Below are 12,777 nucleotides of genomic sequence, written 5' to 3' on the forward strand. Positions count from 1 at the left end.
GGCGGCGGCGGGGCCGAACGGGAGGCGGGCGGCGGGACGCCGCGCGGGTCAGGCGGACTGGAGGCGGGGCTCCACCCAGCCGGTCTCGGTCAGGTGGTTCATCACCACCTGGACCGCCTCCTCGATGGTCATCTCGGTGGTGTCCACCACCAGGTCGGCGTCGGCCGGCTCCTCGTACGGGTCGTCGATGCCGGTCATCCCGGTGAGCAGGCCGGCCCGGGCGCGGGCGTAGAGGCCCTTGCGGTCACGCTGCTCGCAGACCTCCAGCGGGGTGGCGACGTGGACCAGCAGGAACCCCGCCCCGGCGGCGTGCGCCATCTCCCGGGCGGTGGCCCGGGCGGCGGCGTACGGGGCGATCGGGCAGCAGATCCCCACCCCCCGGTGCCGGGCGATCTCGGCGGCCACCCAACCGATCCGGCGCACGTTGAGGTCCCGGTCGGCCTTGCTGAAGGTCAGCCCGGCGGAGAGCTCCCGGCGCACCACATCCCCGTCGAGCAGGGTGATCGTCCGGTCGCCTCCCTCGCGCAGGGAATCCGCCAGACCGCGGGCGATGGTCGACTTGCCGGACCCGGAGAGCCCGGTGAAGAAGACCACCAGCCCCCGGTGCCGGCGCGGCGGGCGGGCCCGGACCAGCTCCTTGGCCACCGCCGGCGGGGTGTGCCACTCGGGCAGCGGGAAGCCCCGGTCCAGCAGGTCGTCGATCTCCTCCTGGGTCAGCGCCAGCCGCCGGTTGCGCGGCGGGATGTCCTCCCGCCAGCGCCACTGCCCGTCCCGGTTGTCGTAGGCCAGCTCGCGGGGCACCAGCACCCGCAGGCCCGCCCCGGAGAACACGTCGGTGGTGGAGAGCAGGTGGGTCACCCCGTACGCGGCGGCGACCCGGGCCCGCAGCAGCGCGTCGCTGATCTCGTCGCGCCGCCGGACCAGCGGCACCGCCACCAGGGTGGCCGGGGGCATCCGGTCCCGGGCGGCGAAGACGCTGCGGACCAGCGCCTCGGCCGGCAGCCCACCGGTCGCCTCCTCGCCCACCGGGATCATCACCAGCAGGTGCGCGCCGAGCGTGCGGGCCGCGTGCGCGATCTGGGCGAGCTGCGGCCGGTGCAGCGGACGGTCGGCGAACACCCCGAGCACCCGGCCCGGGGGCAGCAGCGCCTTGACCTCGTCCGGGCCGCGGCGCAGCCGCTGGAACGGCCCGTGCCCGCCGTCGCCGAGCCGGCGGACCGCGCCGCCCACGCCCGCCGTGCCGTCCCGCACCGGCCAGACGTCGGTCACGTCCATCGCGGCCACCGGGGCGCCCTCGCCGTCGGTGAGCACCAGCGCCCGGCGCAGCGGGTCGTCCAGCGCCAGGCCGTCGGCGAGCGCCGCCGGCACCTGCAGGGTCACCGGTACGGGCCAGGGCGTCCCGTCGGCGAGCCGGCCGCGTCGGCTCAGCGCGGCCAGGTCGGCGCGGGTCATGAAGCCGGTCAGCGGGGCGTACGCCCCGGTCAGCAGCAACTCCAGATCGGCCAGTTCACTGGTGCGTGGCGCGTACGCCGGAGCATCCCGCAGCACGTCCTCGGGCAGCACCCACCCGTTGCTCATCTAACCCCCAACTCACCGGCCGGCACACAGTTTCGCAGCCCACCGGCGATCGGTCGAGAGCGCCACTCCACCTGCCGGCCACCGGCCGTTCGGGCGGCCGGCGGCCGGGCGCCGCCGGATCAGCCGGCGGGGGTCAGCGGGGCCGCGCCGAACGACACCGCGAACCGCTCGCACCAGATCGACACGCTGGTCAGCCCGGTCGGTTCGGTCCCGGCCGGCAGGTCGTACGCCTGGTCGCCCCGGTTGCCCTTGAGCGGGCCCAGTTCGACCCGGCGGCCGTCGTCGAAGACCTTCCACCCGGACGGCCCGGTGCGGACCGGCTGGTCGGTCAGCGCCGGTGGTGTCGTGCCTTACGGGAGGCTTACCCCTAGTGGGGGAACCGGCCAAGGATCAGGGGCGCGCCGGATGCCGCGACGAGCACCCACTTCCTAGGCTGTGCAGCGTGACACTGATCGCGACCGAGTCGCTGACCAAGACGTACGGAGGTCGGGTCACCGCGTTGGCCGACCTCACGGTGTCGGTCGAGCCGGGGATCATCGGCCTGGTCGGCGCGAACGGCGCCGGCAAGTCCACGCTGATCAAGATCCTGCTCGGCCTGCTCCCGCCCACCAGCGGCCGGGTCGCCGTGCTCGGCCTCGACCCGATCACCGACCCGGCGGCGGTCCGCGCCCGGGTCGGCTACATGCCCGAGCACGACGCCCTGCCGCCGGACCTCTCCGCCGCCGAGCTGGTCACGCACCTGGGCCGGATCAGCGGCCTGCCCCGGACGGTGGCCCGCGAGCGCGCCTCCGAGGCGCTGCGCCACGTCGGCCTCTACGAGGAGCGCTACCGACCGGTCGGCGGCTACTCCACCGGCATGAAGCAGCGGGTCAAGCTCGCCCAGGCCCTGGTGCACGATCCGGACCTGCTGCTCCTCGACGAGCCGACCAACGGCCTCGACCCGGCCGGCCGGGACGCCATGCTCGCCCTGATCCACCGGATCGGCACCGAGTTCGGCATCTCCGTGCTCGTCTGCTCGCACCTGCTCGGCGAGGTGGAGCGGATCTGCGACACGCTGGTCGCCATCGACGGCGGCCGGCTGCTCCGCGCCGACCGGATCGCCGCGATGACGTCGGTGACCGACGTGCTCGCGGTCGAGGTCAGCGAGGGTACGGACGACCTCGCGACCCGGCTCGCCGCGCTCGACCTGCCGGTGGCCCGGGAGGGGCGGCTGCTGCTCGTCCCGCTCGCCGACGACGCCACCTACGACCTGATCCTCGGCGCGGTCGCCGAGCTGGACCTGCCGCTGCACCGGCTGGACCAGCGCCGGCACCGGGTGGCCGAACTCTTCGCCACGAGGGAGCCCAGCCATGTCTGAGCCGACCGGTGTCATCCACGACATCGGCTACCAGCGCTACACCGGCCCGCGACTGGGCCGCCGGAACGTCTTCGGCGCGCTCTACCTGCACGGCCTGCGGACCGTCTTCGGGTTGGGCCGTACCGCCAAGGCGAAGATCTTCCCCTGGCTGGTGGTCGGCATCGTCACCCTGGTCGCCGCCGGGATCACCGCGGTCCGCAGCCAGATCGGCGAGGTGGTGATGACGTACGCCCAGTTCGCCGACTCGATGAGCTGGCTGGTCATCTTCTTCGTCGCGGTGGCCGCCCCCGAGCTGGTCTCTCGGGATCTGCGCAGCGGCGTGCTGCCGCTGTACTTCTCCCGGCCGCTGCCCCGCGACGACTACCCGCTGGCCAAGCTGCTGGCCCTGGTCACCGCGATCTGGCTGCTGCTCGGCGGGCCGCAGCTGGTGATGTTCCTCGGCGCCGCGTTCACCACCGACAAGGGCATGCGCGGGGTCTGGGACGAGCTGCTCGACCTGCTGCCCGGCCTGCTCTACGCCGGGCTGTGGGCGGCGGTCTTCGCCTCGATCGGGCTGCTGGTCGCCTCGCTCACCGGCAAGCGCGCCTTCGCCGCCGGCGGGATCGTGGCGGTCTTCCTGATGACCACCCCGATCGTCGGGACGCTGTCGATCCTGCCGTCCCGGACGATCAACGAGCTGGCCTTCCTCGCGTCGCCCTCGACGCTCGTCGGCGGGGTGGGCACCTGGGCGCTCGGCGACCTGCTGGTGCCCGAGGGCCGGGGCGGCGGCGTCCCGATCGGTGGCTTCGGCCCCGTCTACGGGGTGGCCGCCGTCCTGCTGGTCGCCGCCTGCGTCGCCCTGCTGTTGCTGCGATACCGGAAGGTGGCCGCCCGATGACCACGCTCAGCGCCAGCCCGGAGGCGGCGGCCCCGACCGCCGCCGCCAGCACCCTCGACCTGGCCGGCGTGTCCCGCTGGTACGGCAACGTGGTGGCGGTCAACGACGTCACCATGCGCCTCGGCCCGGGGGTGACCGGCCTGCTCGGCCCGAACGGGGCCGGCAAGACCACCCTGCTGCACATGATGGCCGGGTTCCTCGCCCCCTCGCGCGGCGCGGTGACCCTGGACGGGGAGCCGACCTGGCGCAACCCGGGCGTCTACCGGCGGCTCGGCCTGGTCAGCGAGCGGGAGGCGGTGCACTCCTTCCTCACCGCGTACGAGTTCGTGCTGGCCAGCGCCAAGCTGCACCGGCTGCCCGACCCGGAGGCGGCGGCCCGGCGGGCGATCGCCCTGGTCGAGATGGCCGACGCGCAGGACCGGCGGATCGGCACGTACTCCAAGGGCATGCGGCAGCGGACCCGGGTCGCCGCGGCGCTGGTCCACGACCCGCAGGTGCTGCTGCTCGACGAGCCGTTCAACGGGATGGACCCGCGCCAGCGGCTGCACATGATGCAGCTGCTGCACCGCCTGGGCGACGCCGGCCGGACCATCCTGTTCAGCTCGCACATCCTGGAGGAGGTCGAGCAGGTCTCCGGCACCGTCCAGGTGATGGTGGCCGGAAGGCTCGCCGCCTCCGGCGACTTCCGCACCATCCGCCGGCTGATGACCAACCGGCCGCACGTGTTCGCGGTCCGCTCCACCGACGACCGGGCGCTGGCCGTGGCGCTGATGGCCGAGGTCTCGGTCACCGGCGTCGAACTGGACCGGGCCGGCCTGACCGTGCGGGCGGGTGACTACGGCGCCTTCACCCGGGCGCTGCCGAAGATCGCGCTCGCCCACGGCATCCGGGTCCGGCAGTTGACCCCCGAGGACGAGTCCCTGGAGAGCGTCTTCTCCTACCTGGTGGAGGCCTGATGTCGACCGTTTCCTGGATCACCGCGCGCGGGCTCTTCGGCCGCCGCCGGTTCCTGATGCTGCTGCCCCTGCCGCTCGTGCTGGTGGCGTTGGCGGTGCTCTGCCGGTCGCTGGGGGTGGACCCGGGCCAGTGGGGGCCGCCCGTGCTGGTCGGTCTCGGCCTGGCCGTGGTGCTGCCGGTGGTGGCGCTGATCGTCGGCACCGGCGTGCTCGGCGCTGAGATCGACGACGGGACGGTGGTGCACATCCTCACCAAGCCGCTGCCCCGCTGGCAGATCGTGCTGCCGAAGCTGGCGGTGGCCGTCGGGGTCAGCGCGGCCACCGTCGCCGTGCCGCTCTACGTCGCCGGCGTGCTGGCCGATTCGGTACGCCTCGGCCTGGCGCTCGCCGCCGCCTCGGCGCTCGGCGCGCTGGCGTACTCGGCGCTGTTCCTGGCGCTCAGCCTGGTCACCCGACGGCCGGTCCTGCTCGGGCTGGTCTACGTGCTGATCTGGGAGGGGCTGCTCGGCAACTTCGTCAGCGGCACGAAGGTGCTCTCGATCCAGCAGTGGGTGATCGCCCTCGCCGACCGGATGGCCCCGACCGAACTGCTCTCCACCACGGTCTCCGTCCCGGTCGCCGGGGTGCTCACCGCCCTGGTCAGCGTCGGCTTCACCGTCCTGGCGATCGACCGCCTCCGCTCCTTCTCGGTGGCTGGCGAGACGAGCTGACGCCGCCCGGTGGCATCGGGTGCCGCCGCGAGCGATATGCCTGAGAGGCATATTTATGACTCTCAGGCATATCGCTCACCGAGGAGCTGCCTCCGCGCCGCCTCCGGTCAGAAGGCGCAGGCGATGACCAGCTCCGGGGTGCGGTCGGGGAGCAGGTCGAGTTTCGCGATCCGGCCGGCCGCGCGGAGGTCGTCGGCGATCAGCGTGAGCTGGTCCAGCAGGGCGGCCGGGCCGAGCGCCTCGGCCAGCGGGACCTCCGCCTTCATCGACAGCTTCCGCTCCGACTTGGCCCGGCGCACCTGGCTGAGCGCGTCGGAGGCCAGCCGCAGCAGCTCCGGGTCACCGGGCGCCTGGACCGCCCGACCCACCTCGTACGTCGTCGGCCAGGTCGAGCGGTGCACCGAGCCGTACCGCCACCACGACCAGACCTCCTCGGTGACGAAGGGCAGCACCGGCGCGAAGAGCCGCAACTGCACCGACAGCGCGGTGGCCAGAGCGGCCCGGGCCGAGTCGGCGCCCGGCCCGGTGCCGTAGGCGCGCTCCTTCACCAGTTCGATGTAGTCGTCGCAGAACCGCCAGAAGAACGCCTCCGTCGCCATCAGGGCGGCCGTCTGGTCGTACCCGTCGAAGGCGGTGGTCGCGGCGGTGACCACGCCGGACAGTTCGGCGAGCATGGCGGTGTCCAGCGGCTCGGTCGCCGCGGCCCGCAACGCGTCCGCGGCGCCCAGCCCGAGGGCGAACCGGGACGCGTTGAGCAGCTTGGTGGCCAACCGCCGGCCCACCCTGATCTGGGCCGCGTCGAAGGCCAGGTCCATGCCGGGCTTGCCGTTGGCCGCCCAGTACCGGACGGCGTCCGAGCCGTGCTCCTCCAGCAGCCCCGTCGGGGTGGTCACGTTCCCCTTGGACTTGGACATCTTCTTCCGGTCCGGGTCGAGGATCCAGCCGGAGAGCACCGCGTCCCGCCAGGGCAGCACGCCGTGCTCCAGATGCGACCGGACCACCGTGGCGAAGAGCCAGGTCCGGATGATCTCCTGGCCCTGCGGGCGCAGATCCATCGGGAAGACCCGGCGGAACAGGTCCGGGTCGGTCTCCCAACCACCGACGATCTGCGGGGTCAGCGACGAGGTCGCCCAGGTGTCCAGCACGTCCGGGTCGCCGACGAAACCGCCCGGCACACCGCGCTGCGACTCGTCGAAACCGGCCGGGGCGTCGCTGGACGGGTCGATCGGCAGCTGCGCCTCCTCCGGTGTGAGACGCTGGGTCCAGTCCGGCTCGCCAGCGTCGTCGAGCCGGTACCACACCGGCACCGGCACCCCGAAGAAGCGTTGCCGGCTGACCAGCCAGTCGCCGTTCAGCCCGCCCACCCAGTGGTCGTACCGGTGCTTCATGTGCTCGGGCACCCAGCGCAGCTCCTCGCCGCGGGCCAGCAGCTCGGCCCGCAGGTGGGCGTCCCGGCCGCCGTTGCGCAGGTACCACTGCCGGGTCGAGACGATCTCCAGCGGGCGGTCGCCCTTCTCATAGAACTTGACCGGGTGGGTGAGCTCGCGCGGCTCGCCGACCAGGTCGCCCGCGTCGGCCAGCAGCTGCACGATCGTCCGGCGGGCGCCGTTGACCGTCTGCCCGGCCAGCGCCCCGTACGGCTCCGCCGGCACCCCGGCCGGCGGCTCGGGCAGCAGCCGGCCGTCCCGGCCGATCACCACCCGGGTCGGCAGGTCCAGCTCCCGCCACCAGGTCACGTCGCTCAGGTCGCCGAAGGTGCAGACCATCGCGATGCCGGTGCCCTTGGCCGGGTCCGCCAGCGGGTGCGTGCGCACCGGCACCTCGACCCCGAAGAGCGGGGTACGCACCGACGCCCCGACCAGGCCGGCGTACCGCTCGTCGTCCGGATGGCAGACCAGCGCCACGCAGGCCGGCAGCAGCTCCGGCCGGGTGGTGTCGATCAGCACCTCCCGCCCGTCCGGCCCGTGGAACCGCAGCCGGTGGTACGCCCCGGGCCGCTCCCGGTCCTCCAGCTCCGCCTGGGCCACCGCGGTGCCGAACCCGACATCCCAGAGCGTCGGCGCCTCCGCCTGGTACGCCTCGCCCCGGGCCAGGTTCCGCAGGAACGCGCGCTGGCTGGTGGTGCGGGCGAGCCGCCCGATCGTGGTGTACGTCAGCGACCAGTCCACCGACAGTCCGAGCCGCCGCCACAGTGCCTCGAAGATCTGCTCGTCGGAGGCGGTCAGCTTCTCGCACAGCTCGATGAAGTTGCGCCGGGAGATCGACGTCGGGTTCTTCCGGGCGGCGTCGCTCACCGGGGCGGCGGGCGGCACCCAGGACGGGTCGTACGGCAGGGCGGTGTCGGGGCGCACCCCGTACACGTTCTGCGCCCGGCGTTCGGTGGGCAGGCCGTTGTCGTCCCAGCCGATCGGGTAGAAGACCGTGCGGCCGCGCATCCGCTGGAACCGGGCCACCGTGTCCGTGTGCGTGTACGAGAAGACGTGTCCCATGTGCAGCTCGCCGGATACGGTCGGCGGCGGGGTGTCGATCGCGTACACGTCCGAGCGCTCCTTCGCGCGGTCGAACGCGTACGTGCCGTCCTCCTGCCAGCGGCGCGCCCAGGTCTCCTCGATGCCGTCCAGGGTCGGACGTTCGGGGACGCCGGCGCGGGCCGTCCTCGCCGTATCGGTCATCAGCCGATCCTAGGCAGCCAGTGACGGAACGACCACGGCTTAACCATCGTGCCGCCCTGCCGGTTGTCTCCGAGACCACGGCGACGCCGGAGCAACCCTGACGGTCCTCAGATCAGCGAGTCCCGCCACTGGCTGTGCAGGGTGGCGTACCGGCCGCCCGCGGCGGCCAGCTCGGCGGGGGGACCGTCCTCCACGATCCGGCCGCCGTCGAGCACCAGCACCCGGTCGGCGATCTCCACGGTGGAGAGCCGGTGCGCGATCACCAGGGCGGTCCGGTCCCGCATGATGCTGCCGAGCGCCCGCTGCACCAGCCGCTCGGTCGGCACGTCCAGCGACGAGGTCGCCTCGTCCAGGATCAGCACCCGCGGGTCGGCCAGGAACGCCCGGGCGAACGCGACGAGCTGGCGCTGCCCCGCGGAGAGCCGGCCGCCGCGCCGGTGCACCTCGGTGGCGTACCCGTCGGGGAGCGCGGCGATGAAGTCGTGCGCGCCGATGGCCCGGGCCGCGGCCTCCACCGCCGCGTCGTCCGCGCCCGGCCGGCCGAACCGGATGTTCTCCGCCACCGAGCCGCTGAACAGGTGGTTCTCCTGGGTGACCAGCACCACCGCCCGGCGCAGCTCGGCGTCGGCCAGGTTGCGCAGGTCCACCCCGTCCAGGGTGACCGCGCCGGCGGCCGGGTCGTGGAACCGGGCCAGCAGCTTGGCGATGGTCGACTTGCCGGCGCCGGTCGGGCCGATCAGCGCGACGGTCTGCCCGGCCGGCACGGTCAGCTCCAGCTCGGACAGGATCGGCGCGTCGGGCCGGTAGCCGAAGGAGACCGACCGGAAGGCGACGGCGCCCCGGCCCGGCCCGGCTGGCAGCGACGTTGGCCGCTCCGGCTCGGCCACCGCGGGCCGCTCGTCGAGCACCCCGGCCAGCTTCTCCAGCGCGGCCGTGGCCGACTGCAGCGAGTTGTAGAACTGGCTCAGTTCCTGCATCGGCTCGAAGAACCGGCGCAGGTAGAGCAGGAACGCGGCGAGCACGCCCACCTCGGTCCGCCCGCCCAGCACCCGCCAGCCGCCGTAGCCCAGCACCACCGCCACGGTGAGGTTGCCGATCACCTTGATCCCCGGCGAGTAGACCGCGATCAGCCGGAAGGCGCGCAGGCTGGCCTGCCGGTAGTCGTCGTTCACCGCCGCGAAGATCCGCTGGTTGCGCGGCTCCCGCCGGTACGCCTGCACCGCCCGGATGCCCCGCAGCGACTCGACGAAGTGCACGATGACCAGCGCGACCGCCTCCCGGGTCCGCCGGTACGCCCCGGCGGAGGCGCGGGCGAACCAGCGGGACAGCCAGAACAGGAACGGGAAGGCGAGCAGGGTGGCCGCGGCCAGCGGCAGGTCCAGCCAGAGCAGGATGCCGGCGACGGAGAGCACCGACAGGGCGGCGACCACCAGGTTGTCGATCCCGCCGTCGACCAGCTCGGCGATCGAGTCGAGGTCGCTGGTCAGCCGGGCGACCATCCGGCCGGACGTGTACCGCTCGTGGAAGCCGACGTCCAGGCGGAGGAAGTGGCCGTAGACCCGCTGGCGGAGGTCGAGCAGGACGGCCTGGCCGATCCGGGCGGCGAGGGTGAGGAAGCACCGCCGGGCCGCGTACTCGGTGACGCTCGCGGTGGCGAACGCGGCGGCGACGGCGACCAGCGGCCCCGGGTCGCCGGCCCGCAGCGGCGTGATGGCCCGGTCGATGCCCAGCATGACCAGGTACGGGCCGGACATCGCGGCGGCGTTCTGGGCCAGCAGCAGGGTCACCGCCAGCCCGAGCCGCCGCCGGTGTGGGCGGAGGAGCTGCCCGAGCAGCGCCCGGCTACGGGCCCGGAGCCGGGCGACGGCCTCCGGCGCGACGTCCTCGGCCCGGCTGCGGTCGGCGTCCGGGTCGGTGGCCCGCCCGCGCCACCGGGCCAGGTCGAGCTCGTCGTCCAGGGCGTGCCTCGGTCGCGGGACTGTCGGTGATCCGTCCGGCGGCTCCGTCACGAGCGCACCAGGCCGGCGCCGTCGTGCCGTTCCACCGGCCCGGCCGACAGCACCGCCCGGTACGCGGGCACGGTGGCCAGCAGCTCGGAGTGGGTGCCGACGGCGACGATCCGGCCGTTGTCGAGCAGGGCCACCCGGTCGGCGAGCGCCACGGTCGACGGTCGGTGCACCACCAGCAGCGCGGTGGTGTCCCGTAGCACCCGCCGCAGCGCCGCCTCGACCAGCGCCTCGGTGTGCACGTCGAGGGCGGAGAGCGGGTCGTCCAGGACGAGCAGCGCCGGCCGGCCGAGCACCGCCCGGGCCAGCGCCAGCCGCTGCCGCTGCCCGCCGGAGAGGGAGAGCCCCTGCTCGCCGGCCCGGGTGGCCAGCCCCCATGGAAGGTCGTACGCGAACTCGGCCTGGGCGAGAGCGAGCGCCGCCCGGACCTCCTCCTCGCCGGCGGCCGGCCGGCCGAGGGTCAGGTTCTCCCAGACCGACATGGAGAAGAGCGTCGGCTCCTCGAAGGCCACCCCGACCAGCCGGCGCAGCGAGGCGAGCCGCAGGTCCCGCAGGTCGTGCCCGTCCAGGGTGATCCGCCCGCCGGTCACGTCGTGCAGCCGGGGGACCAGCGAGAGCAGCGTGCTCTTGCCGCAGCCGGTGGCCCCGACGAGGGCGAGCGTCTCGCCCGGCTCGACGGTCAGGTCCACCTCCCGCAGCACCGGCGCGCAGCCCGGGTAGTGGAACGAGACGCCCTCGAAGCGCACCCGGCCGCGCACCTGCGCGCGGTCCAGCGTCCGCGCGTGCGGGGCGTCCACGATGGTGGGCCGGGTGTCCAGCACCTCCTGGATCCGGTCGGCCGCGGTCGCCGCCTCCTGCCCGTTGGCGATGATCCAGCCGAGCGACTGCACCGGCCAGATCAGCATCAGCTGGAGGCTGACGAAGGCGACCAGCTCGCCGATGCTGAGCGCGCCACGGGCGGCGGCGGCCGTGCCGGCCACCAGCACCACCCCGAGGGTCAGGTTGGGCACCAGGTCGAGCAGCGCCGAGGTGCGGGCCAGCAGCCGGGCCTTGGCGATGCCGGTGTCGTGCAGCGCGCGGGCGCCGCCGGTGAACCGGGCCGCCAGCTCCGGCCCCCGTCCGTACGCCCGCATGGTGCGCAGCCCCTGCGCCGTCTCCTCGACCAGCGTGGCCACGTCGCCCTGCTGGTCCTGCATCCGGCGGGAGGCGGCGTGGTAGTGCCGGGCGAACCGGCGGCTGATCAGGAACAGCGGCACCGCGCTGGCCGCCACCAGCAGTCCCAGCGCCGGGTGCAGGCGGACCAGCAGCACCACCACGGCCAGGTAGGTGACCAGGTTGAGGATCAGGAAGAGCAGGCCGAAGGAGAGGAACCGGCGGATCACCGACAGGTCGCTGGTGATCCGGGAGAGCAGTTGGCCCGACTGCCACCGGTCGTGGAAGCCGGCCGGCAGGCGTTGCAGGTGGGCGTAGATGTCGGCGCGGATGGCCGCCTCCATGCCGACCGAGGAGGAGGACTGGGTCCACCGCCGGATGAAGATCAGCACGGCCTCGGCCAGGCCGAGCAGGAGGGCGAGCAGGCCGAGCCGGAACAGCCCGGCCGCGTCGTGCCCGGCGACGGGTCCGTCCACCACCCGCTGCACCACCAGCGGTACGGCCAGGCTGGCCGCGGTGGCCGCGAGGGCCGCGACGAGCAGCCAGGCGAACTCCACCGCGTACGGGCGCAGGTAGGGGCGCAGCCGCCAGAGGTTGCGCAGCGGATGCCGGCCGGCGCCGTCCCGGGCCGCCGGGTCGCCGTCGCTCTGCGCAGGCACTACCCGACGGTAGCGGCAAACGGTGGCGGTGCCGGTGTCAGCTTGCCGTCAACCGCCGCTCATGACCGAGAAGCCACTTCTTCACGTCCAACCCCCAGCGGTAGCCGCCGAGTGTCCCGTCGGTGCGCAGCACCCGGTGGCAGGGGACGAAGAGCGCGGCGGCGTTGCGGGCGCAGGCGGCCGCGGCGGCGCGGACCGCCGCGGGGCGGCCGGCCAGCCCGGCGAAACCGGTGTACGTCACCGGCTCGCCCGGCTTCACCTCGCGGAGCACCTGCCAGGCGTGGCTCATGAACTCGCCCCCGCTGTGCTGCTCCACCGGCACCGCGTCGATCGCGGTCAGGTCACCGTCCAGGTAGGAGCGGACGGCCACGGTCACCGGGCCGAGATCCGGTCGGTCCCGCAGCTCGCCGCGCAGGCTCGGGTGGGTCAGCGGCAGCAGGCCGGCCGGGTCGGCGGTGAAACCGGCCGCGCGGACCGCCCCGTCGGGGCCGGTCAGGATGCTCAGCGGGCCGGCGGGCGTGTCGATGACGCTGCTGTCCAGGATGGTCATGCTGCTCTCCAGAGTCGGATCACCGCGTACGACCGCCAGGGGCGCCAGCGGTCGGCGTACGCGTCGAGGTTCTTCGGGTCGGTGGGCAGGCCGAGCGCGGCAGCGCCCCGGCGTACGGCGAGGTCGGTGGGGAGGAAGACGTCCGGGTCGCCGAGGGCCCGCATCGCCACGTAGCCGGCGGTCCACGGCCCGATCCCGGGCAGCGCCGTCAGCCGCCGTACGGTCTCCTCCCGATCCCCACCCGGCTCCAGCTCGAGCCC

The 12,777-nt window shown here is 74.1% G+C and carries 9 protein-coding genes and 1 pseudogene; 4 read left to right on the forward strand and 6 right to left on the reverse strand.

From position 1 onward, the window contains the following. Positions 1 to 48 precede the first annotated feature (48 nt). Both cysC and DKT69_RS06525 read right to left on the reverse strand, forming a co-directional pair. Positions 49 to 1,578, reverse strand: a complete 1,530-nt coding sequence (cysC, locus tag DKT69_RS06520; RefSeq protein ID WP_109800673.1) for an adenylyl-sulfate kinase — start codon at positions 1,576 to 1,578, stop codon at positions 49 to 51. A 119-nt stretch (positions 1,579 to 1,697) separates the two neighbouring features. After that, positions 1,698 to 1,910 (reverse strand): annotated as a pseudogene (locus tag DKT69_RS06525) (DM13 domain-containing protein); the annotation flags it as partial. A 110-nt stretch (positions 1,911 to 2,020) separates the two neighbouring features. Between DKT69_RS06525 and DKT69_RS06530 the strand changes: the two are divergent. Genes DKT69_RS06530 through DKT69_RS06545 form a run of 4 tightly spaced genes read left to right on the forward strand, consistent with a single transcriptional unit; the run spans position 2,021 to position 5,478 of the window. After that, a complete protein-coding gene (locus tag DKT69_RS06530) occupies positions 2,021 to 2,935 on the forward strand; it encodes an ABC transporter ATP-binding protein (protein WP_109800674.1) in 915 nt (304 codons plus the stop codon). Beyond that, entirely contained in the window at positions 2,928 to 3,812 is an 885-nt protein-coding gene (locus DKT69_RS06535) for an ABC transporter permease (RefSeq protein ID WP_109800675.1), read from the forward strand. Before DKT69_RS06530 ends, DKT69_RS06535 begins: the two co-directional genes overlap by 8 nt. Continuing rightward, positions 3,809 to 4,768 carry an ABC transporter ATP-binding protein gene (locus DKT69_RS06540; RefSeq protein ID WP_109800676.1) on the forward strand — a complete coding sequence of 320 codons (960 nt, stop codon included), beginning with the start codon at positions 3,809 to 3,811 and terminating at the stop codon, positions 4,766 to 4,768. Before DKT69_RS06535 ends, DKT69_RS06540 begins: the two co-directional genes overlap by 4 nt. After that, complete coding sequence (locus DKT69_RS06545) at positions 4,768 to 5,478, forward strand: ABC transporter permease (RefSeq protein ID WP_109800677.1); 711 nt, start codon at positions 4,768 to 4,770, stop codon at positions 5,476 to 5,478. The genes DKT69_RS06540 and DKT69_RS06545 overlap by 1 nt, the downstream gene beginning before the upstream one ends. A gap of 107 nt (positions 5,479 to 5,585) precedes the next feature. Here the strand turns inward: DKT69_RS06545 and valS are convergent, their stop codons facing one another. The 4 genes from valS to DKT69_RS06570 form a co-directional block, all read right to left on the reverse strand. Next, positions 5,586 to 8,150: a valine--tRNA ligase gene (valS, locus tag DKT69_RS06550; protein WP_109800678.1), complete on the reverse strand. Its 2,565-nt coding sequence runs from the start codon at positions 8,148 to 8,150 to the stop codon at positions 5,586 to 5,588. A 107-nt stretch (positions 8,151 to 8,257) separates the two neighbouring features. Continuing rightward, on the reverse strand, positions 8,258 to 11,986 hold the full coding sequence (locus tag DKT69_RS41365) for an ABC transporter transmembrane domain-containing protein (RefSeq protein ID WP_438361808.1): 3,729 nt from the start codon (positions 11,984 to 11,986) through the stop codon (positions 8,258 to 8,260). A gap of 18 nt (positions 11,987 to 12,004) precedes the next feature. Next, positions 12,005 to 12,517 (reverse strand): methylated-DNA--[protein]-cysteine S-methyltransferase, encoded by a 513-nt coding sequence (locus DKT69_RS06565; RefSeq protein WP_109800681.1) that lies wholly within the window; start codon positions 12,515 to 12,517, stop codon positions 12,005 to 12,007. Beyond that, positions 12,514 to 12,777: DNA-3-methyladenine glycosylase family protein (locus DKT69_RS06570; protein ID WP_368666224.1), on the reverse strand; the 264-nt coding region annotated here is incomplete at its 5' end. The genes DKT69_RS06565 and DKT69_RS06570, both read right to left, overlap by 4 nt.

The organism is Micromonospora sicca (genome assembly GCF_003172935.1).
Taxonomy (GTDB): Bacteria; Actinomycetota; Actinomycetes; order Mycobacteriales; family Micromonosporaceae; genus Micromonospora; species Micromonospora sicca.